Annotated in this window: 24 protein-coding genes; 4 read left to right on the top strand and 20 right to left on the bottom strand. The window is 71.5% G+C overall.

Annotated features, from left to right (window positions below):
• Window positions 1-112: 112 nt before the first annotated feature.
• The 8 genes from ACZ58V_RS17545 to ACZ58V_RS17580 form a co-directional block, all read right to left on the bottom strand.
• Window positions 113-766: a LuxR C-terminal-related transcriptional regulator gene (locus ACZ58V_RS17545; protein ID WP_184596280.1), complete on the bottom strand. Its 654-nt coding sequence runs from the start codon at window positions 764-766 to the stop codon at window positions 113-115.
• A complete protein-coding gene (locus ACZ58V_RS17550; protein WP_468190688.1) occupies window positions 751-2,016 on the bottom strand; it encodes a sensor histidine kinase in 1,266 nt (421 codons plus the stop codon). The genes ACZ58V_RS17545 and ACZ58V_RS17550 overlap by 16 nt, the downstream gene beginning before the upstream one ends.
• 103 nt (window positions 2,017-2,119) lie before the next feature.
• Entirely contained in the window at window positions 2,120-3,130 is a 1,011-nt protein-coding gene (locus ACZ58V_RS17555; protein ID WP_471290656.1) for an SDR family oxidoreductase, read from the bottom strand.
• A 75-nt stretch (window positions 3,131-3,205) separates the two neighbouring features.
• Window positions 3,206-3,793 (bottom strand): winged helix-turn-helix domain-containing protein, encoded by a 588-nt coding sequence (locus tag ACZ58V_RS17560; protein ID WP_471290657.1) that lies wholly within the window; start codon window positions 3,791-3,793, stop codon window positions 3,206-3,208.
• 331 nt (window positions 3,794-4,124) lie between these two features.
• Window positions 4,125-5,060 (bottom strand): DUF6891 domain-containing protein, encoded by a 936-nt coding sequence (locus ACZ58V_RS17565; protein WP_468190682.1) that lies wholly within the window; start codon window positions 5,058-5,060, stop codon window positions 4,125-4,127.
• Window positions 5,061-5,148: 88 nt separating this feature from the next.
• Entirely contained in the window at window positions 5,149-6,180 is a 1,032-nt protein-coding gene (gene glnII, locus ACZ58V_RS17570; protein ID WP_468190680.1) for a glutamine synthetase, read from the bottom strand.
• A gap of 361 nt (window positions 6,181-6,541) precedes the next feature.
• Window positions 6,542-7,237, bottom strand: a complete 696-nt coding sequence (locus tag ACZ58V_RS17575) for an RlpA-like double-psi beta-barrel domain-containing protein (protein ID WP_471290658.1) — start codon at window positions 7,235-7,237, stop codon at window positions 6,542-6,544.
• 119 nt (window positions 7,238-7,356) lie between these two features.
• Window positions 7,357-7,716 carry an arsenate reductase family protein gene (locus ACZ58V_RS17580; protein ID WP_471290659.1) on the bottom strand — a complete coding sequence of 120 codons (360 nt, stop codon included), beginning with the start codon at window positions 7,714-7,716 and terminating at the stop codon, window positions 7,357-7,359.
• 228 nt (window positions 7,717-7,944) lie between these two features.
• Here ACZ58V_RS17580 and ACZ58V_RS17585 point away from each other — a divergent pair, with 228 nt between their 5' ends.
• Complete coding sequence (locus ACZ58V_RS17585; RefSeq protein WP_189724648.1) at window positions 7,945-8,259, top strand: hypothetical protein; 315 nt, start codon at window positions 7,945-7,947, stop codon at window positions 8,257-8,259.
• On the opposite strand, the gene ACZ58V_RS17590 is transcribed toward ACZ58V_RS17585, so the two are convergent.
• A complete protein-coding gene (locus ACZ58V_RS17590) occupies window positions 8,247-9,320 on the bottom strand; it encodes an aldo/keto reductase (protein ID WP_471290660.1) in 1,074 nt (357 codons plus the stop codon). The two genes, ACZ58V_RS17585 and ACZ58V_RS17590, sit on opposite strands and share 13 nt — an antisense overlap.
• A gap of 118 nt (window positions 9,321-9,438) precedes the next feature.
• Between ACZ58V_RS17590 and ACZ58V_RS17595 the strand changes: the two genes are divergently transcribed.
• Entirely contained in the window at window positions 9,439-10,050 is a 612-nt protein-coding gene (locus tag ACZ58V_RS17595; RefSeq protein ID WP_471290661.1) for a TetR/AcrR family transcriptional regulator, read from the top strand.
• Between the two features lie 51 nt (window positions 10,051-10,101).
• On the opposite strand, the gene ACZ58V_RS17600 is transcribed toward ACZ58V_RS17595, so the two are convergent.
• The 6 genes from ACZ58V_RS17600 to glnA form a co-directional block, all read right to left on the bottom strand.
• Window positions 10,102-11,742: an alpha/beta fold hydrolase gene (locus ACZ58V_RS17600; RefSeq protein ID WP_471290662.1), complete on the bottom strand. Its 1,641-nt coding sequence runs from the start codon at window positions 11,740-11,742 to the stop codon at window positions 10,102-10,104.
• Window positions 11,743-11,796: 54 nt separating this feature from the next.
• A complete protein-coding gene (pspAB, locus tag ACZ58V_RS17605; RefSeq protein ID WP_468190668.1) occupies window positions 11,797-12,381 on the bottom strand; it encodes a PspA-associated protein PspAB in 585 nt (194 codons plus the stop codon).
• Between the two features lies 1 nt (window position 12,382).
• The gene (gene htpX / locus ACZ58V_RS17610) at window positions 12,383-13,300 is read right to left on the bottom strand and encodes a zinc metalloprotease HtpX (protein WP_471290663.1); all 918 of its coding nucleotides are present in this window, start codon (window positions 13,298-13,300) and stop codon (window positions 12,383-12,385) included.
• A gap of 97 nt (window positions 13,301-13,397) precedes the next feature.
• A complete protein-coding gene (locus tag ACZ58V_RS17615) occupies window positions 13,398-13,769 on the bottom strand; it encodes a cupin domain-containing protein (protein ID WP_468190664.1) in 372 nt (123 codons plus the stop codon).
• Between the two features lie 51 nt (window positions 13,770-13,820).
• The gene (locus ACZ58V_RS17620; RefSeq protein ID WP_468190660.1) at window positions 13,821-14,105 is read right to left on the bottom strand and encodes an SCO2583/SCO2584 N-terminal domain-containing protein; all 285 of its coding nucleotides are present in this window, start codon (window positions 14,103-14,105) and stop codon (window positions 13,821-13,823) included.
• Between the two features lie 109 nt (window positions 14,106-14,214).
• Window positions 14,215-15,624 carry a type I glutamate--ammonia ligase gene (gene glnA, locus ACZ58V_RS17625; protein ID WP_376647837.1) on the bottom strand — a complete coding sequence of 470 codons (1,410 nt, stop codon included), beginning with the start codon at window positions 15,622-15,624 and terminating at the stop codon, window positions 14,215-14,217.
• A 210-nt stretch (window positions 15,625-15,834) separates the two neighbouring features.
• On the opposite strand from glnA, the gene ACZ58V_RS17630 reads away from it, so the two are divergent.
• On the top strand, window positions 15,835-16,302 hold the full coding sequence (locus ACZ58V_RS17630) for an RDD family protein (protein ID WP_184596315.1): 468 nt from the start codon (window positions 15,835-15,837) through the stop codon (window positions 16,300-16,302).
• Between the two features lie 109 nt (window positions 16,303-16,411).
• Here ACZ58V_RS17630 and ACZ58V_RS17635 read toward each other — a convergent pair whose 3' ends face one another.
• From ACZ58V_RS17635 to lipB, 4 genes are all read right to left on the bottom strand, one after another.
• On the bottom strand, window positions 16,412-17,113 hold the full coding sequence (locus ACZ58V_RS17635) for a DUF4191 domain-containing protein (protein WP_189724640.1): 702 nt from the start codon (window positions 17,111-17,113) through the stop codon (window positions 16,412-16,414).
• A 76-nt stretch (window positions 17,114-17,189) separates the two neighbouring features.
• Complete coding sequence (locus ACZ58V_RS17640; RefSeq protein WP_189724639.1) at window positions 17,190-17,402, bottom strand: SCO2195 family GlnR-regulated protein; 213 nt, start codon at window positions 17,400-17,402, stop codon at window positions 17,190-17,192.
• 261 nt (window positions 17,403-17,663) lie between these two features.
• Window positions 17,664-18,629, bottom strand: coding sequence for a lipoyl synthase (gene lipA / locus ACZ58V_RS17645; RefSeq protein WP_468190620.1), 966 nt, complete (start codon window positions 18,627-18,629; stop codon window positions 17,664-17,666).
• Between the two features lie 103 nt (window positions 18,630-18,732).
• Entirely contained in the window at window positions 18,733-19,533 is an 801-nt protein-coding gene (lipB, locus tag ACZ58V_RS17650) for a lipoyl(octanoyl) transferase LipB (protein WP_468190618.1), read from the bottom strand.
• Window positions 19,534-19,771: 238 nt separating this feature from the next.
• Here lipB and ACZ58V_RS17655 point away from each other — a divergent pair, with 238 nt between their 5' ends.
• On the top strand, window positions 19,772-21,250 hold the full coding sequence (locus tag ACZ58V_RS17655; protein ID WP_468190616.1) for a regulator: 1,479 nt from the start codon (window positions 19,772-19,774) through the stop codon (window positions 21,248-21,250).
• A gap of 98 nt (window positions 21,251-21,348) precedes the next feature.
• Here the strand turns inward: ACZ58V_RS17655 and ACZ58V_RS17660 are convergent, their stop codons facing one another.
• The gene (locus ACZ58V_RS17660) at window positions 21,349-22,755 is read right to left on the bottom strand and encodes an NAD(P)/FAD-dependent oxidoreductase (protein WP_468190614.1); all 1,407 of its coding nucleotides are present in this window, start codon (window positions 22,753-22,755) and stop codon (window positions 21,349-21,351) included.
• Between the last annotated feature and the right edge of the window lie 18 nt (window positions 22,756-22,773).

Raw genomic sequence — 22,773 nt, forward strand, 5'->3', positions numbered from 1 at the left:
TCAGAGGTCCCGGAAATTGATGCGAGATTCGTGAGGGCTCTGTGTTCTCAACAACCCATTTCGTACCGGGAGTTGTTGATCCCCCACGGTCGGTGAACCAGCGAGTCCGGTTTCACCGGCCGTGGTCGAGATACGCCAGAACCGCCAGCACGCGGCGGTTGTCGTCGTCCGAGACCTCCAGTCCCAGTTTGGCGAAGATGTTCGCGGTGTGCTTGGCGATGGCCCGTTCCGTCACCACCAGCCGGCCGGCGATCGCCGCGTTGGTCCGGCCCTGCGCCATCAGCTCCAGCACCTCCCGCTCCCGGGGCGTCAGCCGCGCCAGCGGCCGGTCGTCGCCCGACCGGCGCGCCAGCAGCTGCTGGATGACCTGCGGATCCATCGCCGTACCCCCGGCGGCGACCCGCCGTACGGCGTCCACGAACTGCTCGGCGTCGAACACCCGGTCCTTCAGCAGGTACCCGACCCCGCCGCTGCCGTCGGCCAGCAGCTCACGCGCGTACAGCTGCTCCACGTGCTGGGAGAGCACCAGCACCGGAAGGCCGGGCCGTTTGCGGCGGGCGTCGAGCGCGCACTGCAGCCCCTCGTCGGTGTGCGTGGGCGGCAGGCGTACGTCGACCACGGCGACGTCCGGTTCCAGCTCGGCCAGCGCGGCGGCCAGTTCGGGGCCGGACTCGACGGCCGCCGCGATCTCGAAGTCGTGCGCCTGGAGCAGCCGGACGAGCCCGTCGCGCAGCAGGAAGAGGTCTTCGGCTAGGACAACGCGCAAGGGATCTCCATGGTGACCATGGTGGGACCGCCCGCGGGGCTGCTGACGGCCAGGACGCCGTCGAATGTACCGAGCCGCCGCTCGACCCCGGAGAGTCCGGAACCGGCTCCGATCACCGCACCTCCCTTGCCGTTGTCGGTGACGGACACCCGCAGCATCCCGTCGGCGTGGTGCAGGTCGGCCCAGATCCGGTCGGCTCCGGAGTGTTTCACCGCGTTGGTGAGCACCTCGCTGACGGCGAAGTACGCGGCGGACTCCACGGGCGCCTCCGCCCGCCCGGGCAGATCCACGCTCACCTCGGTGGTCACCGGCAGCCGCAGCGCCAGCGCCCGTATCGCGTCGCCGAGGCCGCGCTCGGCGAGCACCGGCGGATGGATGCCGCGCACCAGCTCGCGCAGTTCGGCCAGGGCCTCGACCGAGGACGTGCGGGCCTGCGCGATCAGCTCCTTGGCCTTGGCCGGGTCCTTGTCGAGGAGCGCCTCGATGGTGCCCAGGTCCATGCCCACCGCGACCAGCCGGGCCTGGGCCCCGTCGTGCAGGTCCCGTTCGATGCGCCGCAGCTCGGCGGCGGAGGTGTCGACGGCGTCGCGCCGCGTCTCGGTCAGGACCCGCACCCGCTCGGCCAGTTCGCGCTGTCCGGAGCCCAGGACGGCCTGGGTGAGCCGGAAGTGGACGTCCAGCAGCCGCGGGGTGAGGAAGTGCGCGAAGAAGAGGAGGACCAGGCCCAGGGCGGCGGCACCGAACGCGGACACCTGCCCGGTGACCTTGACGAACCCGTACCAGTACCCCTCGGGAAAGACCCGCCACAGCCCGGCCGCGAGCGCGAAGCCCTCCAGCGGGTACAGCCACAGCGCGGCCGGCAGCAGCGCGGTGAGGAACCCGGCCGTCATGTCGACCGGCAGCCACATCAGGTCCCGCCAGGTCGCCGGGTCGCGCAGCATCCCGAACGTGGCCGCCCACGGGTTGGCGTCCTTCGGCAGCGGCCGGTACGCCGGCGGGATCCGCACCCCGCCCCACTCCGCCGCGAGCACCCGCCGCCAGTTCGCGAACGCCCGCACCCCCTTCAGTACGTACGGCGTGGTGACGAGCCCGACGCCGATCGGGATGAGCGCCATGGACACCAGGGACAGGGTGAAGCACAACACCGCCCCCGGCAGCGAGACGAGGGCCACCCCCAGCCCCCGTAGCGCGGCGAGCGCGACGCCCCGCCCCTTCGCTGCCCTGTAGCCGCTCTGCGTGTCGATGGTCATGGCGTCAGTCTCGCCGAGCGGCGGTGCGGGGTCACTGGGCCGGGACACCCGGTCAGGGGGTGGTGCTACGTACACCCGGGAGCCGGTGAGGCGGTGCGGTGGTTCATACGCCTCCGCCGGTCGCGAGCACCTTCGCCTCCACCTCCGGGTCGAGCCCCGAGCGAGGCCGGTCCGGCCGCTGGGGCGCCGTGCCGCCGATGTCCCGGAGCCAGCTCCAGGTGTCGGCCACGGTCTCCGCGACGGGCCGGCAGGTCAGCCCCGCCTCCACCGCCCGGGAGACGTCCGCGCTGTGCAGGGCGTCGTGCAGATCGCTGCCCGGCGGCACCCACACCGGCAGCTCGGTCCACGGCTCGACGCCCGCCTCCAGGATCACCTCCGGCTCGGTCCACCGCAGTTCGGCCGCACCGCCGGTGACCCGCGCACACGCCTCCAGCAGCGCGCCCGTCGTGGCGTGCCCCTGCGGACCGGCCAGGTTGTACGGCCCGCTCAGCTCCCGCTCGGCCGCGTGCAGGATCCACTCGGCCAGGTCCCGGACGTCCACGTACTGCAGGGGCAGCTCGCGCGGGCCCGGGGCGAGCACCGGACCACCGCGCGCCATGCGGCCCAGCCACCAGGGCAGCCGGCCGATGTTCTCGTACGGGCCGAGGATCAGCCCGGCCCGGACGAGCACCGACCGGTCCGCGCCGAAGGCGTCCAGCACGGCCAGTTCACCGCCGCGCTTGTCCTGCGGGTACGCGGTCCGCTCCGCGTCGGCCGAGGCGCCCTCCACCAGGGGCGCGTCCTCGCCGTACCCGGCGGGCGGGGCCCACGCGTACACCGAGCAGCTCGACACGTACACGTACCGGCCGGCGCGGCCCCGCAGCAGCCGCGCCGTGTCCCGCACCGCGCGGGGCGCCGCCGACCAGGTGTCGACGACGACGTCCCACTCGCCCGGGTCGTCGGCGAGGGCGGCGAGACCGCCGGGTGCGGTGCGGTCGCCGAGCAGCGACCGCGCGCCCTCCGGCACCTCGTGCCGCCCCCGGTGGAAGACGGTCACGTCCCAGCCCCGCCCCAGGGCCGCCTCCACGACGGCCCGCCCCGCGAACTCCGTACCACCCAGCATCAGAAGCCTCATGCCGCTGACTCTGCCCGGTGGGGCGGCGGTAGGGAACGGGGATCTGCCGTCAGCAGACGGGTGGGGGCCGGTGGCTCAGTGACTCACGGGAGGCACGTACTTGTATCCGACCCGGCGTACCGTCCGGATCGTGTCGCGGTGCTCCGCGCCCAGCTTGCGGCGCAGCCGGGCGACATGGACGTCGACCGTACGGCCGTCCCCCACGTGCCCGTAGCCCCACACCGTGCCGACCAGCTGGTCGCGGGTGTGCACCCGGCCCGGGTGCGCCACCAGGTGGGCGAGCAGCTCGAACTCCAGATACGTGAGGTCGAGCGGCCGGCCGGCCACCTGGGCGGTGCGCTGCGCGGTGTCGACGCGGATCAGCTGCTCGCCGCCCGGCTCGGGACCGGCCTCGGGGGTGACGGGCTCCGGCCGGTCCGGCACCGCCACCGGGAACGGCGGCTGCTGGTCGGCCGGGACGAGCACCAGATAGCCGACCATCGGCGGCTGGCCCGGCAGCGTGGGCAGCGTGTGCTGCGGCGCCGGAAGCCAGGTCGCACCCGGCGGCAGCAGATCCGCGACGGTCACCACCTCGTCCCGGTCGACGGCACGCAGCCGATGCCGGGCGCTGTTCGTCGGAGGGGTGTTGAGGGTGGCGGTGGACAGAGAACGAGTGGTCGCCATGAGAGGTCAGCTCTTTCGCGCGAGGAGTTCGTCGGAAAGGTCGACGGCCGCGAGTTCGTGGTCGGGGTCGCCGAGGACGTACGCGGTTCGCGCTGGCCGAAGGCCGGGGTGTACGGCGTTAGAGGGCCGGCGCGTTCGTCGCGCGGCAACACACCCGGTCGAAGTCGTAGTCCTGACGGGACGGCCAGAAGGGCTCGAGGTCATGACGACCCGTCGCGGTGTACCTCTGGTAGCTGGCCATGGCCCCATTGAAGCAGAGAGGCCCCCGCGCCGGGACCCTCCTCTCACACCTTGGACACATGCCGGACATCCGGCCGGCACGCCGAAACCTTCACCCCACCAGGCGCTTCCGCCACTCCAGGGGCGCGACATCGATCGCCCGGCCCGGGTCACCGTCCCACTCCGCGGACAGCCCGGCCGCGGTCAGCGCCGCGACGACCTCGCGCCCGACGGCTCTCGTGGTGTCCTCGGAGCCGTCGAACCCGCCGTAGTAGAGCGACAGGCCGTGTCCCCGCGCCGCGCCGCGCGTGCCCTGGTGGTGGAAGAACACGAACCCCCGCGCCCCCGGCTTGCCGTCCGCCTCCGCGCCGATCTCCGCCATGCCGCAGCCTCGGCAGCAGGTGAAGTCCTCGCGGGCGACGATGCCGGCGCGGTCCAGGGCCGCGAAAGCACGCTCCAGCCGGTCCGGGTCGGTCGGTTCGCTCCACGTCTCCTGCTCGTCGACGCGCTCCAGCCACAGCCGCTCGACGATCTCGCGGGCCTGCGCCGAGGAGACGGGGGAGGAGTCCTCCTTGCCCCGCGTCAGGTACACCGTCTCGCGGACCATCGTCTCGATGCCCAGGTAGCCGTCCCGGAGCATCTCGTGGACGTACCCCTCGGCCCGCGCCGAGACCTCGGGGGCGAGCCGGGGCGGAGGGGCCGGCAGCCCGAACTCCTCGCGCTCGAAGGTGACCCCGGTGTCCCAGCCGTCCTCCTGGCGCGCCCAGCGGACCATCACCTCGCAGACCAGGCCCGGATCGGTCAACCGGGTCACCCACAGGTGCGGAACGGACCCCGTGCGGTGCTGGAGGTCGTAAGCCCCGTCCCCGTCGCGTGCCGTCTGGATGAAGACCATCGGCCGGTCCGGTATCCGCTGCACGATGAGGAAGTGGTCGTCGTCCCCGCCGATCCGCTCCACCAACTCCCGCAGCTCCCGCGCCGCGATCCGCGCGTACGCCTGCCCGCTCTCCGTCTGCACCTTGACCGCGAGGCCCCCGTCGATCTCCATGCGCCCCACCATGGCACGCCCCACCGACAACGCGAGGGGGCGCCCACCGCGAGCGGTGAGCGCCCCCTCGGGAGCCGGGTGGTGCCGGTCAGACCTGGCCGGCCTTCTCCAGGGCCGAGCAGCAGGTGTCGACGAGCAGGCGGGTCACCACGTACGGGTCGACGTTGGCGTTCGGACGGCGGTCCTCGATGTAGCCCTTGCCGTCCTTCTCGACCTGCCAGGGGATACGGACCGAGGCGCCGCGGTTGGAGACGCCGTAGGAGTACTCGTTCCACGGGGCGGTCTCGTGCAGACCGGTCAGGCGGTCGTCGATGCCGGCGCCGTAGTTCTTGACGTGGTCGAGCGGCTTGGAGCCCTCGCCGAGCGACTCGGCCGCGGTGATGATCGCGTCGTAGGACTCGCGCATCGCCTTGGTGGAGAAGTTGGTGTGCGCGCCGGCGCCGTTCCAGTCGCCCTTGACCGGCTTCGGGTCGAGGGTGGCGGCGACGTCGAAGTCCTCGGCGGTGCGGTAGAGCAGCCAGCGGGCCACCCACAGGTGGTCGGAGACCTCCAGCGGGGAGACCGGGCCGACCTGGAACTCCCACTGGCCGGGCATGACCTCGGCGTTGATGCCGGAGATGGCGAGGCCCGCCTCCAGGCAGTTGTCCAGGTGCGCCTCGACGACCTCACGGCCGAAGATCTCGTCCGCGCCGACACCGCAGTAGTAGCCGCCCTGCGGGGCCGGGAAGCCGCCCTTGGGGAAGCCCAGCGGGTAGCCGTCCTGGAAGAACGTGTACTCCTGCTCGATGCCGAAGATCGGCTCCTGGGCGGCGAACTTCTCGGCGACCTCGGCCAGCGCGGCACGGGTGTTGCTGGCGTGCGGGGTGAGGTCGATGTTCAGGACCTCGCACAGCACCAGGATGTCGTCGCCGCCGCGGATCGGGTCCGGGCAGGTGAAGACCGGCTTGAGGACGCAGTCCGAGGCGTGGCCCTCGGCCTGGTTGGTGGACGACCCGTCGAAGCCCCAGATCGGCAGCGCGTCGAGACCGGCGGGCGAGCCCGTGATGATCTTGGTCTTGGAACGCAGTTTGGCCGTCGGCTCGGTGCCGTCGATCCAGATGTACTCAGCCTTGAAGGTCACGGGCCACATCCTTCGGGGGTGTGTCTGGGCGCGTATCGCGGGTGCTGCGGCGCTGCGGCACCGATGCGCCGCTTCAACTGCCCGGCAGCCTGTCAACAGGCGATTTCCCGGCCATTGCTCGAATGTGAACCCCGTGTTACCTGGTGTGCCCGCGCCGTACTTCACGCCGAGAGGGCGTTTCCGCCGGGGAGGGGAGGGGGCGGTCACCGGCTTCCCTCCGTCAAGCCGGTGACCGCGCCCCCGTGACCCGGACGTACCGGTCCTGCTGCTCCTGGCCGGGAGCAGCAGGACCGGTGACACGTACCGAGGGGGCGGCCGAGGGGTGGGCCGCCGCCTCAGTGACCCGTTCGGCCGTCCGGCATCACCCCACCTTCTCGATCACGGCCCGGCGGATCAGGAACTTGCCGGGCTCACGCACCTGTTCGAAGGCCGCGTTGTTGAGCAGCGCACAGCTGCCGGAGACCGAAGTGACCTCCACCGTCGTGGACTTGTTGTTGTCCAGGTTGGTGACCTTCAGCTTCGTGCCGACCGGGAACTGGTTGCTGGACGCGGCAGGCGCACCGCCCTCGCCGGAGAGCGTGACCGTGGAGCCGTTGCACACCTGCTGCCCGGAGGCCGCGGCGCCGTCGCCGGCATTTCCCGCGGGGGCGGACTCGGCGGGTGCCGAAGCCTCCGCCGACTGGGCGGGATCGGACGGCGCGGCCGACTCGGCGGGCTGCGACGGCTGCGCGGCCTGGGAGTCCTGAGCCGACTCCCCAACCGCGCACCCCGACGCCTCCTGCTTCCGCTTGATCTCCTCGATGACCGCCTCGCGGTTGGCGATCCGGGCTTCCGACTGCGCGTCGGGATTGGCCTGCTGGTCGGCGATGAACTTCTCGTTGTTGCCGAGGGCGGTGGCGAGTCCCAGGCAGGCCGTCGACTCCGCCGCCGACCTGGTGGTCGGCGGCGAGGCGTTCGACGTGCTCGCCATGACGAAGGCCCCGCCTCCCGCCACCGCCGCCGCGCTCACCAGCAGCGCGATCTTCTTCGTTGGGCCGAGAGTTCTCCTACGCGACATGCGCGCCTCCTGAAGAGGTAGGGGAGCGTACGCCGCTATGTACGAGATACCGAACGAAGTTACTCAGCGGTTACAGGAGTCAACGAAGTGACCTGCGCCACACGTGAAAAGAGGGGTGGTCAGCGCGACAGTGCGTCCCGCACGGCCTCGTCCGTCCGGCCCACCACGGCCGTGCCGTCGTCCGCGGTGATGATCGGGCGCTGAATCAGCTTCGGGTGCTCGGCGAGCGCCTTGACCCACCGGTCGCGCGAACCGGCGTCCCGCGGCCACTCCTTGAGCCCGAGCTCCTTGGCGGCCGCCTCCTGCGTGCGGGTGATGTCCCACGGCTCGAGACCGAGGCGCGCGAGAACGCCACGGATCTCGTCCTCGCTCGGCACGTCCTCCAGGTAGCGGCGGACGGTGTAGTCGGCGCCCTCGGCGTCGAGCAGCGTCAGGGCGCTACGGCACTTCGAACAGGCCGGATTGATCCAGATCTCCATGCGCTCACGGTACGCGCTGCCGCCGCTGTTCGATTTTCGGGCGACCTCAGGCGCCCCTCGTGGACCTGCCGTGACGTGGTGCCAATTTCCTTTCTCACCTGGGCTTTTGACGCGCTCGGCGGACTCCCCGTTGTCAGTGCCCGGCGGTAGAATATGTGCAGTGTTCGAGGGTGGCGCCGGGGTCGCAGAGGACTCCGGTGAGCGCCCGATCGCGACAGGAGGATGCCTGTGCCCGCTGCCGCTCTGAAGTCGAAGCCGTTGCCCACTCAGTCCACCGCGAAGCGTCCCGTCCTGCTCGACCTGCCGTACGCGCCCGTGGAGAAGCGGCCGCTGCCGCCGGGCCGGCCGCGCGAGTGGTACGTCACGCACAACCGTCGCCTCAAGGCGATGCGACTCGCCATCGCCCTGCTCGACTCCGGCGTCTACATGCCGAACCAGGCCCGCAACGAGACGATCCGCGGCGCGGCGGAACAGATCGGTGTCCACCCGCCGTCGGACACGACGTGTCACATGGTGCGGGCGTTCATGCGCTACGCGCGCTGAAGCCGTCCCACCGGTGTTCCCGGCGCGGGGAACACCGGTGGGTTCAGCCGGGCGAAGCCCTCCTGGCGTTCGTAGGGGAAGTAGGGGTAGGGCGCCGGGCGGTGGCTCGCCGCGTCGAGCCTCGCCATCTGGTCCGGGGTCAGGCTCCAGCCGACGGCGCCGAGGTTCTGGCGCAGTTGCCGCTCGTCGCGGGCGCCGATGAGGACGGAGGACACCGTCGGTCGCTGGAGCAGCCAGTTGAGGGCGATCTGCGGCACGGCCTTGCCCGTCTCCTCCGCGATCTCGTCCAGCGCGTCGACCACGGCGTAGAGGTGCTGGTCGGCGACGGGCGGGCCCTGGTCGGCGGTGCGGTGCAGCCGGCTGCCGGCCGGGAGCGGTGCTCCGCGGCGGACCTTGCCGGTGAGGCGCCCCCAGCCGAGCGGGCTCCAGACGATCGCTCCGAGGCCCTGGTCGAGGGCGAGCGGCATGAGCTCCCACTCGTAGTCGCGGCCGACGAGGGAGTAGTACACCTGGTGGGCCACATGGCGCGGACGGCCGTACCTCTCGGCGCTCGCGAGGGACTTCATCACCTGCCAGCCGGAGAAGTTGGAGACGCCGGTGTAGCGCACCTTGCCCGCCTGGACGAGGGTGTCGAGCGCGGCCAGCACCTCTTCGACCGGCGTCCCGGCGTCGAAGGCGTGGAGCTGGAACAGGTCGATGTGGTCGGTGCCCAGTCTGCGCAGGGCGTCCTCGCAGGCGGTGATCAGACGGGAGCGGGAGGAACCCGCGTCGCCCGGTCCGTCCCCCATCGGCAGGCCGGTCTTGGTGGAGACGATCACCTGGTCCCGGCGGCCCTTGATCGCCTGCCCCAGGGCCTCCTCGGAGGCGCCGGCGGAGTAGACGTCGGCGGTGTCGAACATCGTGATCCCGGCGTCCAGGCAGATGTCCACCAGGCGGCGCGCCTCCTGTGCGTCGGTCGTGCCCCACGCGCCGAACAGCGGGCCCCGCCCGCCGAAGGTGCCGGCTCCGAAGCTCAGCGCGGGAACCATGAGTCCGGACGTGCCCAGTCGCCTGTATTCCATCTCGGCCCCTTTCAAGAGCGACCCTCGCTGACGAGTGGCCTCCACTAACGGGTCTATGGTTCCGTTAGTGGTTACTAAGGTAGCAGGGTGAACCGCTTAATGGAACGGGAGTGCCGTTATGGCTGACGGAGGCGAGCCGGGGACCCTACGGCCGGGAGGGCGCACGGCGCGGGTACGGGAAGCGGTGCTGCGGGCGGCCGAGGACGCCCTGACCGAGCAGGGCTTCACCGGCCTGGACCTGGCCGACGTCGCCCGCCGCGCCGGAGTCGGCAAGACGACCGTCTACCGCCGCTGGGCGACGGTCACCGGGCTGGTGGCCGACCTCCTGCTGGACATGGCCGAGCAGTCCGCGCCCCGCACCGAGACCGGCTCGCTCCTCGGCGACCTGACGGCCAACGCCCGGCTCGTGCAGCGCACCCTGACGGACCCCCGGCAGGGTGCGCTGTTCAAGGCGCTGATCGCCGCCGCCACCTGCGACCCCAAGACGGCCGCGGCGCTGCGGCGCTTCTACGACATCCGCGTCAGGGAATGGGCTCCCTGCGTGCGGCAGGCCGTCGACCGGGGCGAGGTGCCCGAGGGCACCGACACGCACGAAGTGATCCGCGCCGTCTCCGCCCCGCTCTACTATCACCTGCTGATCAGCGGCGGCCGGCTCGACGGGGCCATGGCCGACCGGGCCGCGGAGGCCGCGGCGACCGCGGCACGCGCGGGTGTGTACGTACGGGCCTGAGGCCGCGAAGGCGCGCCTGCCCCGGGAGCGCCCGCGCCCGGCCTGCGCGCCTCAGGCGTACCGTTCCATCAGCCCCGTCACATACGCGTCCAAGCGCCCGCCCAGCACCTCCGGCGTCAGGTCGGTCCGCCCCAGCTCCCGCCAAGGGACCGCCAGCTTCGCCGCGTCGGGGACGTAGGCCAGGGCGTCGAGCAGCCGCCAGTACAGATGGTCCGGGCCGTCGGCCAGGCGTCGGCCGCCGTGTGCCTCGTAGCGCTCCCGGAACCCGAGGCCGTACTCCGGGCCGTGCAGCAGCGCGAGCGCCGTCGAGCAGTGGGCTACGTCCAGGTCGGCGGGACCCCACGAGGTCTCCACCCAGTCGACGACACCGCCGATCCGCAGACCGGCCCCCGAGCCCGTGAACAGCACGTTCCCGGGGTGGAAGTCCCGGTGCAGGAAACAGCCCTCGTACGGCGGGGGATCGCCGCGGATGACGTCCACGGCCCGCTCCCACCCCGGCGGGACCCCCGTCGGCGACGTCCACGCCTGGTACGCACGCGGACGCTCCCCGGGGACGACCCGGTGGATCCCGGCCAGTTGGGCCGCGAGCAGCTCCACGCGCGCGTCGAGGTCCTCCTCGTCGACCCGGACCCGCCCCGGCAGCACGGACATCAGCAGGGACGGATGGTCACAGTGCTCGGCGGTCGCGTCCACGCCGATCAGCTCCGGCGCCGGCACGCCCTCCTGCCCGGCCAGCAGCGTGAGCACGTCCGCCTCGCGGGCCAGCAGCCCGGGGGCGTGCCGCCGGAAGAAAGGCTTCACGAAGGTCCGCAGGGCGAGGGCGGTGCCGTCGTCGAGGGTGAGCCGCCGCATCTGGGCGCTCCAGCCACCCTTCAGGAAAGACGACTTGTCGACCGTACGGCCCTCCGGGAGCTGCTTGGCCACCCACGCCCGGGTCGCCGTCCAGCCCTGCTCGCCGAGTCCGGCCAGCACGGCGCCGACGAACGCCCGCCGGTCGTCGGGACGGTCCCGGAACCACAGGCCCAACCGGTGCTCCGCCTCCGGAAGTTCCCAGTGGGTGAACTGGGCGCGCCGGGCCAGCGCCTCCGAGAGGGCCTCCGTCACGGCGGGTGGAATGACCTCGTCCGTGCCCGGCACCGCGAGCACCGCCCGTCCCTCGTAAGCCCGCAGCACGTCGAGCGCGGGCGACGCACGCCAACTGCCGGGCCGGCGGATGATCTCGCTGAACCGCCCGTCACCCTCCCCGAACGGCACGTCCCACGCCTCGGCCGCGTACACCGCGGGCGCGCACAGCCCCAGGGCCACCACCCGGTCCCCGTAGTGCCGGGCGAGATCGGCCACCGTCTGACCGCTCATGCTGAACCCGACCAGGACCAGCGGCCCGTCCCCGGGCGCGTGCGCGTCGATCACGGACACGGCCTGCTCGAAGCGGCGGCGCAGGCTCAGCTCCCGCAGCAGGCCGGTGCTCTCCCCATGACCCGAGAAGTCGAAGGCGAGGGCGTGGCAGCCGTGTGCGGCGAACTCCGACAGCAGCGGCACCAGCCGCTCCTTGCTGCCGTTGCCCGCGCCGTGCAGGACCACGGCGGTCGCCCTCGCCGACGCACCGGCACGGCCGTACAGCCCGCTGAGCCGTTCACCGCCGAGGGTGTGCGCGGAGTCGATGGTGTGCCGGAAAGGGATCAGCTCACTCATACGGTCATTCACTCACACGGCACAGGCACGTGAGGGGTGATCCGTGAGGGGCCATCAGAGGCCGGGCGCTCCCCACACCGGGAACCAGCGGCTCAGGTCCTGTTCGACGCGCAGATCGTCGGCGAGCGCCGAGCGCACCTGGAGTTCCAGCGCGTTGTCGCGCCGTTGCGCCTCGTCCGGCAGGGGCGCGAACGGATAGAAGGTGCCGCGCTTGTAGAGGTAGACCAGCGCGAGCCGCCGGCCGGCCCGGTCCCGGAACCCGGCCAGGGAGCACAGCAGTTGCGGGCCAAAGCCGTTGACCTCCATCTGGCTGTTCACGGCGTGCAGGTCGTTCACGAGTGCGTGCAGCTGGTCGGGGGCGCGGTGCGAGACCAGCCAGGAGTAGCCGTAGCCGTCCTGCCGCAGTTCCACCGGTGGGCCGTCGCGGTCGGTGTCGGCGTCCAGCAGGGCCTGCACCTCGCGGTGGGTCTGCTCGAAGGCCGCGCCCTCGACCGTGGCGAAGCAGACCGCGCCCTGCCCGGTCGGGGCGAAGCCCGCCGCGGCCTCCAGGGTCACCGCCGCCGACGGCAGCGCGAAGAGCCGGTCGAGATCCGCCACGACCGGCTTGGTCCGGCCGAGCAGGATGTCCAGCAGCCCCATGTCACACCCCTCCGGGTGCCGCCGCCTCGCCCAGCTCGGCGGAGATCCGGCCCAGTTGGTCGAGGCGCTGCTCCAGGCTCGGGTGGGTCGAGAAGAGCCGCGCGACACCGGGCTCGCGGCCCAGCGCCGGGGTGAAGTAGAAGGCGTTGAAGGCCTGGGCCGTGCGCAGGTCCTTCGTCGGGATGCGGGCGATGTCGCCGGAGACCTTGGTGAGGGCGGAGGCGAGCGCCGAGGGCCGGCCGGTGAGCAGCGCGGCCGCCCGGTCGGCGGCCAGTTCCCGGTACCGGGACAGGGCCCGGATCAGCAGGAAGCTGATCGCGTACACGGCCGCCGACACACCCATCACCGCCGCGAAGATCACCGCCGTGTTCTGGTCCCTGCGCCCCCCGCCGAACAGCTGCGAATAGAAGGCGAATCGCACGATCAACCCCGCGATCACCCCCAGAAAGGACGCGACCGTGATCACGGCGACGTCCTTGTGCGCCACATGCGACAGCTCGTGCGCGAGGACGCCCTCCAGCTCGGCCGGCTCCAGCCGCCGCAGCAGCCCGGTCGTCACACAGACCACGGCGTGGTCGGGGTTCCGCCCGGTCGCGAACGCGTTCGGCATGTCCATATCGGACACGGCCACCACCGGCTTGGGCATGTCCGCGATGGCACACAGCCGGTCCACGACCCCGTGCAGCTCGGGAAACTCCTCCCGCTCCACGACCCGCCCGCGCATGGCGTACAGCGCGATCCGGTCCGAGAACCAGTACTGAGCCCCCAACAGCCCGGCCGCGACCACCACGACCAGCACCCAGGACTTCAGCAGCACGATCAGCGCCGCCACGAACCCCACGTACAACAGCCCGAGCAGGAACAGCGTGATCCCCATACGGGTGGTCAACCGCCGGTCGCTCCGGAAGCGACTGTGCATCTGCATCACCCCGCAGTCAGGCACTCGTCCCACTGCCAGTGTGCACCCGGCCCCGCCCATGAACGGGTCGTGATCGACCCCAGGACAGGCAAAGGCGTCAGCCGCCCGCGCCCACCGCGTACCCCGGCACGGACGGCCACCGAACGGTCAGCACCACCGACTCCTCCTCCGCGACCCAGGAGTGATCGACCCCGCGCCCCCACACGACATAGTCCCCCTGCCTCTCCAGCAGCACGCTGCGCCCGGGAAGCTCCACCCGGAAGCGCCCGCTGATCAGCACCAGCAACGCGGTCCGCTCCTCACCCCGCACCCACCGCGCACGCTCCTCACCAGCGGCGTGGACACCCCATTTGACCTCCACCGCCTCACTCCGACGCGGATCACCGCCCCCCTTGAAATGCCCGAGCAGCCACCCCCGGTCCAACGCCGCGTCCACACCCGCGTTGCCCACGTACACACCGTCGTCCACGCGCCGGGACGCTAGCAGCCGCCCTGGTCGGCGCTCTCACCGCACGCCCCGCTACGGCGCCCGGAAGTTGATGTACCCGAGCAGCACGATCACCGCCGCCACACAGCCGAACACCAGGGCCGTGGAGATCCATGACGAGCGGGAGCGGCGGCCGGGTGAGCGGCGGCCGGACGACCGGTGGTCGGGATCGGGGCGGAACGGCACGGGGCCGGGAGGGTTGTGCTTCCAGCGCGCGGCGAGCATACGGGCCCGGGCCGAGGGCTCCTTGTGCTCGGCGTCGTCCGCCCATCTGAGGTCGAACTCGCGCTCCTGGCCGTCTTGTTCGTGCTCGGACATTCCCACTCCACCCCCGTGTGGTCCTGTCAGCAGAATAGAACAAACGACCGTGCCCCCGCTGCCGGTACGGCGGCGGGGGCACGGTCGTGATGCCTCGATCAGGCGTCGATCACACGTCGAAGTACAGCTCGAACTCGTGCGGGTGCGGACGCAGCTGCAGCGGCGCGATCTCGTTGGCGCGCTTGTAGTCGATCCACGTCTCGATCAGGTCCGGCGTGAAGACGTCGCCCGCGAGCAGGAACTCGTGGTCGGCCTCCAGGCGGTCGAGGACGGCCGGGAGGGAGGTCGGGACCTGCGGGACGCCCGCGTGCTCCTCGGGGGCGAGCTCGTAGAGGTCCTTGTCGATCGGCTCGGCCGGCTCGATCTTGTTCTTGATGCCGTCCAGGCCCGCGAGCAGCAGCGCCGAGAAGGCCAGGTACGGGTTGCCGGAGGAGTCGGGCGCACGGAACTCGACGCGCTTGGCCTTCGGGTTCGAGCCCGTGATCGGGATACGCATGGCCGCGGAGCGGTTGCGCTGCGAGTACACGAGGTTGACCGGCGCCTCGAAGCCCGGGACCAGGCGGTGGTACGAGTTCACCGTCGGGTTGGTGAAGGCCAGCAGCGACGGGGCGTGCTTGAGGATGCCGCCGATGTAGTAGCGGGCGGTGTCCGACAGGCCCGCGTAACCGGCCTCGTCGTAGAAGAGCGGCTGGCCGCCCGTCCACAGCGACTGGTGGACGTGCATGCCCGAGCCGTTGTCACCGAAGATCGGCTTCGGCATGAAGGTCGCCGTCTTGCCGTTCTGCCACGCCACGTTCTTCACGATGTACTTGAAGAGCTGCAGGTCGTCGGCCGCGGCGAGCAGCGTGTTGAACTTGTAGTTGATCTCGGCCTGGCCGGCGGTGCCCACCTCGTGGTGCTGGCGCTCGACCTGCAGGCCGGCCCGGTCCAGCTCCAGGGAGATCTGGGCACGCAGGTCGGCGAAGTGGTCGACCGGCGGGACCGGGAAGTAGCCACCCTTGTAGCGGACCTTGTAACCACGGTTGTTCTCGACGGCACCGGTGTTCCAGGCGCCGGCCTCGGAGTCGATGTGGTAGAAGGACTCGTTCGCGCTGGTCGCGAAGCGGACGCTGTCGAAGACGTAGAACTCGGCCTCCGGACCGAAGTACGCCGTGTCGGCGATCCCGGTGGAGGCGAGGTAGGCCTCGGCCTTCTTCGCCACGTTGCGCGGGTCACGGGAGTACTGCTCACCCGTGATCGGGTCGTGGATGAAGAAGTTGATGTTGACCGTCTTGTCGCGGCGGAACGGGTCGACGCGCGCGGTGGACAGGTCGGCGCGGAGCGCCATGTCGGACTCGTGAATGGCCTGGAAGCCGCGGATGGAGGAGCCGTCGAAGGCGAGCTCCTCGGCCGGGTCGAAGGCCGATGCGGGGATCGTGAAGTGCTGCATCACGCCCGGCAGGTCACAGAAGCGGACGTCGATGAACTTGACGTCCTCGTCCGCGATGAACTTCTTGGCCTCGTCGGCGTTCTGGAACATCCAGCTCCTCCTACTCCCGACCGTCCCGCCGGGGTGGTAGTTCGTTCGTGCTGCCAGTGCGGGTGGCACACGCTGACGTAGACCCTAGGGACGGGTGGTTTCTCTGGCGTGACTCATTTGTTTCGCACAAGTTAACCGGCTCACCCTCCACCGTAGCCGGACCACACCCCGCCGTGCCCTGGTCATTTACGGGCGCAGTACCGTGGACGGGTGGACAACAGGCAAGCACTCGGATCGTGGCTTTCCGGGCCCCGCGCGGCCGCGGAAGAGGCCGGTGTCGACTTCGGCTACCGGGGCGAGCAGCTGGGTCTGCCCGAGGAGGGACCCGGCTCGATCGCCCGTCCGGGGCGCCGGCTCGGCGCCCTCGCCGTGGACTGGGGGCTGAGTCTCCTGATCGCATACGGTCTCATCACGCAGAGCTACAACGAAGCGGCCCAGATCTGGGCACCGCTCATCCTGTTCGCCCTCATGGTGCTCACGGTCGGCACGGTCGGCTTCACCCCGGGCAAGCGGCTCCTCGGCCTGCGGGTGCTCGCCCTGGACACCGGCCGCGTCAGCCCCTGGCGCACCCTCCTGCGCACGGTCCTGCTCTTCCTCGCGATCCCCGCCCTGATCTGGGACCGCGACGGCCGCGGTCTGCACGACCGGCTGGCGGGCACGGTCGAGGTCCGCATCTAGCGACCCCGATGACCACACGCTGACGACAGCGACCCCGATGACCACACGCTGACGACGAAGGGGCGCCCGGATCACCGGGCGCCCCTTCGTCGTCAGCGTGTGCGGGGTGTCAGCGGGCCTTCGGTCCGCCCTTCGGCAGCTTCATGCCCTTCGGCATGGGCCCCTTCGGCAGCGGCATGTTGCTCATCAGGTCGCCGAGGGCGCGCAGCCGGTCGTTCGTCGCCGTGACCTGCGGGCCGGTCAGCACGCGCGGCAGCTTCAGCATGGTCGTGCGCAGCTTCTTCAGGTCGACCTGGCCCTCGCCCGTGCCCACGACCAGGTCGTGCACGGGCACGTCCGCGACGATGCGGTTCATCTTCTTCTTCTCGGCGGCGAGGAGGGACTTCACCCGGTTCGGGTTGCCCTCGGCCACCAGGACGATGCCGGCCTTGCCGACCGCGCGGTGCACCACGTCCTGGTTGCGGTTCATCGCCACCGCGGGGGTCGTCGTCCAGCCCCGGCCGACGTTGTCGAGCACCGCCGCCGCGGCGCCGGGCTGTCCCTCCATCTGCCCGAAGGCGGCCCGCTCGGCCCGGCGCCCGAACACGATCGCCGACGCGAGGAAGGCGAGCAGGAGGCCCAGGATGCCGAGATAGATGGGGTGACCGATCAAGAAACCGATCGCGAGGAAGACACCAAAGGTGACGATTCCGACTGCCGCGAGTACAAGACCGATCTTCTTGTCGGCCCTGCGGGTCATCTTGTAGGTCAGAGCGATCTGCTTCAGTCGCCCGGGGTTCGCAGCGTCCGCTGCAGGTTCCTTCCTCGCCATGGCACGAAGTCTACGTGGCCCCACAAGCGCCGACGACGGCAGTGCCCGCGGGGGCCCGTGGGGGAGGGGCCCGGAGTCAGGGACGGACGGAGGCGGACCGGGAAACCGACTGGTCGAGGACGCGCTGCGTCTCGACCCGGTCCTTGGCGCGACGGCGGTCCTCCAGCACGGAGGTCCACGCGTTGCGGCGGGCGGTGCGTTGACCGCTGCTCATCAGCAGCGACTCGACGGCACGCAGTGCGGTGGTGAAGGACGGAATCGCGGTGGCGCGGACCGGCGCGGCCTGCATGGGTGAGGTCCCCCCTCGGTATGGGTGTACGTGCTGTGAGTTCAGCGTCACTGATTGGTGTTACCAGGGCGTGACCGGCCGGTCAAACACCCATGAAGCCCCGGCGGGGAGTGGTGAAACGCCGACGCGGTCCTGACATGTGCCCTCATCTGCGAGGACGGTCAGGACCGCGTCGAATCGGCCGCTACTGGCGGGTAGCGTCTTGTGCGGGAATTCACACACTGGTCTCGCCCTGTGGTGGGCGAGGGTGGTGACGATGCGTCAGACAGCCTGGGCCGCGATGCGCGCGTCCCGCTGTTCCATGGCCATCCGGTAGAGGCGCCCCGCGCGGTACGAGGAGCGCACCAGCGGGCCGGACATCACACCGGAGAAGCCGATCTGCTCGGCCTCCTGCTGCAGCTCCACGAACTCGTGGGGCTTCACCCAGCGCTCCACGGGGTGGTGGCGCACGGAGGGCCGCAGGTACTGCGTGATGGTGACCAGCTCGCAGCCCGCGTCGTGCAGCTGCCTGAGCGCGTCACTGACCTCCTCGCGGGTCTCGCCCATGCCGAGGATCAGGTTCGACTTGGTGACGAGGCCGTAGTCGCGGGCCTCGGTGATGACCTTCAGGGAGCGCTCGTAGCGGAAGCCGGGGCGGATGCGCTTGAAGATGCGCGGGACCGTCTCGACGTTGTGCGCGAAGACCTCGGGGCGGGAGGAGAAGACCTCCGCCAGCTGCTCGGGGACGGCGTTGAAGTCGGGCGCGAGCAGCTCGACCTTCGTCCGGCCGTCCTCGCGGTCCGCCGTCTGCTGGTGGATCTGGCGGACCGTCTCGGCGTACAGCCAGGCGCCGCCGTCCTCCAGGTCGTCGCGGGCGACGCCGGTGATCGTGGCGTAGTTCAGGTCCATGGTGACCACGGACTCACCGACCCGGCGCGGCTCGTCGCGGTCGAGCGCCTCGGGCTTGCCGGTGTCGATCTGGCAGAAGTCGCAGCGCCGGGTGCACTGGTCGCCGCCGATGAGGAAGGTCGCCTCGCGGTCCTCCCAGCACTCGTAGATGTTGGGGCAGCCGGCTTCCTGGCAGACCGTGTGCAGGCCCTCGCTCTTCACGAGGTTCTGCATCTTGGTGTACTCGGGACCCATTTTCGCCCGGGTCTTGATCCACTCGGGCTTGCGCTCGATGGGGGTCTGGCTGTTGCGGACCTCCAGGCGCAGCATCTTGCGTCCGTCGGGTGCGACTGCGGACACGACCGGCTCCCTAGCGATTGATTCTTCGGCGCCCTCTAGGGTACGCCCGTTGATTTGAAAGCCTGCGTGGGTGCTAACCCCTCTAGCTCCTGCGCGGGCCGATTTATGCCGCCGGCGTCTTCTCGATCTCCCGCGGCTTCAGCTCCGCGTTCTCCAGCACATCCTTCAGATGGCGCTCGACGACCGGCAGCACCTCGGCGATCGGCACGTCGCGGCCGAGTTCGTTCGCCAGGGATGCCACGCCCGCGTCGCGGATGCCGCAGGGGATGATCCGGTCGAACCACTTGTTGTCGGGGTTCACGTTGAGCGCGAAGCCGTGCATGGTGACGCCCTTGGCCACCCGGATGCCGATCGCGGCGATCTTGCGGTCCTCACGGCGCTGGCCCGCGTTGGACGGGGCGTACTCGGGGCCGTTCATGCGCGGGTCGAACTCCTCGTCGTGCAGACGCGGGTCGATGTCCAGCGACAGGCCGCCGAGGGCGGGACGCTGCTCGACCGGGTCGCCCAGGACCCATACGCCGCTGCGGCCCTCGACCCGGCTCGTCTCGAGGCCGAACTCCGCGCACGCGCGGATCAGGGCTTCTTCGAGGCGGCGTACGTGCGCCACCACGTCCACCGGGCGGGGAAGCTTCTGGATCGGGTAGCCCACCAGCTGGCCGGGGCCGTGCCAGGTGATCTTGCCGCCGCGGTCCACGTCGACGACCGGCGTGCCGTCCAGGGGCCGCTCGTTGTCCGCCGTGCGCCGTCCCGCCGTGTAGACCGGGGGGTGCTCCAGGAGCAGGACCGTGTCGGAGATCTCGTCGGCGAACCGCGCCGCGTGCACCCGGCGCTGCTCGTCCCAGGCCTCCCGGTACTCGACGGCCTCGTCACCGAACCCCATGCGGACGAACCGCAACCCACTCACGGCAAGCGCCTCCCTCGGACAGGTGTGTCAGACACGTATCGCGCCCAAGCCACTGTACGTCCGGCCCGCGCACGTCAGTCCCAGGGCCAATCCTCACACGATCGGATGAATGTCCCCGAAAATGTGTGATGGGGTGCTTACTCTCCGCTACATTCGCGCCGTCCAGCAAGCCAAAAGGCCTGCTCACACGCAATCCGGCACATCACCAACACCGGAAGGCAGGAGACCGCACCGCACCATGACGGAACGACCCGCGCAGCGCACCCCCAACCGACAGCTCGCCGCGCTCATCGCAGAAGCGGGGTTCTCCAACGCGGGACTCGCCCGTCGCGTGGACCAGCTCGGTCTCGAACACGGGCTCGACTTGAGATACGACAAGACCTCCGTCACCCGGTGGCTGCGCGGCCAGCAGCCCCGAGGCACCACGCCCGCGCTCATCGCCGAGGTCTTCACCCGGCGCCTGGGCCGCCGCCTCACCGCCCAGGACCTCGGCCTGGACGCCTGCGCCCCGGTCTACGCGGGGCTGGAATTCGCGGCCGCCCCCGAGGAGGCCGTCGACATCGTCAGCGGGCTGTGGCGCAAGGACTCCGGCAGCCACGCCGAGCTGCGCAAGATCGCCTTCACCCCGGCCGGGCTGGTCGTGCCGAGCCGGGACTGGCTGATCGGCCGGGCCGACGAGAAGGTCGCCCGGGGCGAGCCGCCCGCCGCCCGCATCCCGGCGCAGGGCCGTGTCCCCGTCCGTCTCCCGGCCACGGGCGAGCCGGGCGTACCGTCCCTGCCCCGCCAGCGCGGCCAGGCCGAGCGCGGGCCCGGCCAGAAGGTCACCGGCGGCGACATCGCCGCCCTGCGCTCGGTCGGCGAGCTCTTCCGCACCCTCGACGACGCCTACGGCGGCGGTCACGCCCGCCAGGCCCTGGTGCGCTATCTGGAGCACGAGTGCGAGCCGATGCTGCGCGGCACCTACGGCGAGCAGACCGGCCGCCGCCTGTTCGCCGCCGCCGCCGACCTGACCCGGCTCGCGGGCTGGACGTCGTACGACATCGCCGCGCACGGACTCGCCCAGCGCTACTTCGTGCAGGCGCTCCGGCTCGCCCAGGCGGCCGGGGACCGGACGTACGGGGCGTATGTGCTGGTCACCATGAGCCGGCAGGCCGTCTACCTCGGGCACGGGCGGGAGGCCGTGCAACTCGCCCGTGTGGCACAGCAGGGCGTCGGCACCTCGGCCCCGCCCGTCGTGCAGACGCTGCTCCACGCCTCCGAGGCGCGCGGGCACGGAGTGCTCGGCGAGGTCCGGGCCTGCACCGCGGCCCTGGTCCGCGCCGAGCGCGCCCTGGAGACGGCCCGGCCCGGGGACGACGTGCCGCACTGGGCGAAGTTCTTCGACGAGGCCCAGCTCGCCGACGAGTTCGGCCACTGCCACCGCGACCTGCAGCAGTTCCGCGCCGCCGCCCAGCACGCGGAACGCTCCCTGCAACTACGCGCCCCCTCCTACGCCCGCAGCCGCCTCTTCTGCCGCGTGGTCCTGGCCACCGCCCGCCTGGGCCTGGGCGAACTCGACCAGGCCTGCCAACTCGGAGCGGAGGCCGCCGGCCAGGCCGCCGAGATGCGTTCGGTAAGGGCGGTGGAGTACGTCAGGGACTTCGAGCGACGGCTGGAGCCGTACAGGGACGCGGCCCCGGTGCGGACCTACCGCGACAAAGTAGCGGCCCTTCTTTAAGGTAGCGGCCCTTCTTTAGGGGCGCGGGGGGTGTGTCGATGCGCGGCTCCGCCGCGTGGGCGCGACAAGCCCCCACGCGCCCGCACCCGACCAAGCTCCTACGCAGCTCGAGGCACAGTAGGCAGCGGATCGGCGACATGCATGGACCGCCCCGCCCCCAGATCCGCCAAGATCGCCGCAGAAGCCCGATGCCCGGAGTGCAAAGCGCCCTGGACCGTGCTGGTGTCCCGATGATCCCCACACACATACAGCCCGGCGATCAACCGCACCGGCCGCCGCAGATCATGCGGCGGCCGCATCGCCGGCACAGCCTCCACCGTCCGGTGCACGGCCAGCGTCTCCCACCGAGCCGTCGGCATCCCGTACAACCGCGCCAAGTGCATCCGCACCGCCGTGTCGACATCCCCCGGCGCCCGCCCCAGCACCGTCGAGGACACCAGCGCCCGCCCGGCCGGCGCCCGGGACGGATCGACATGACTCACCACCGCCGTGTGCGCGACGGGCCCGCCGAGATCCGCGTCGAGCAGCAGCGACGCCCCTGTCTCCGGCGGCTCGTCGGTCGTGTGATGCACCACCGTCACCGGGTGGAATTCCGGCACCCGCAGCCCGGGCAGCAGCTCGGCGGCGGCCCGGGCATCGGTCGCCACCAGCACCGCCCGGCAGCGGATCTCGCCGTGCTCGGCGGTGGTCACCGAGGTCGTGGAGACGGAGGTGACACGCACGCCGGTGTGCACGGTGCCCGGCGGCAGCGTGCGGGCCAGCAGCTCCGGCAGGGCCTCGGCGCCGCCCTCCGGTACGCAGAGCCGGCCGCTCGCGAAGGCCCGCAGCGCCAGGTCGGCACACCGGCTGGACGTGGTCAGGTCCGGGTCGCACAGCAGGGCGGCGAGCAGCGGACGCAGGAAGCCGTCGATCGTACGGGCGGGCAGGCCGCGCGCCGCCAGGGCCTCACCGGCGGGCCGCTCGGGGCGGGCCAGCAGCCGTTCGGCCGGGGTGCTCGCCAGCCGGGTGAGCGCGGCACCCAGCCGGGCCTGGTCGACGGCCGTGCCGAGCGGGGCGCCGGACCGGCTCCGGGGCACGGAGACCTGCCGGCCCGGTACCGCCACCGGCCTCCTGGGCGGCCGGGGCGCGACCGGCGACCGGGGGGCGCTCGCCAGGGCGCGCACCGCATGGAGTGCGCCCCGTGCGCCCCCCGCACCCGGCTGGACGCCCGCGCGATGGTGGCGTCCGTCGCCGTGCAGCAGGACACCGGGTGCGAAGGGGCGCAGCACCAGCCCGCCCAGGCCGGGTGTCCGTTGTAGTTCGGGATACGCCGTGGACAGCAACTGGCCGATCCTGTCGAGCCGGAAGCCGTCGACCTTCTCCGTCGCCATGCGGCCGCCGACGCCGTGGGCGGCCTCCAGGACCATGGTCGTCACTCCTGCGCGGGTGAGCCGGTTCGCGGCCGAGAGTCCGGCGACCCCGGCCCCCACGACGACCACGTCCGCCTGGTACGCGGGCTCAAGCACGTGCCCCTCCTCGAGGTT

The organism is Streptomyces sp. NPDC040589, from assembly GCF_055594445.1.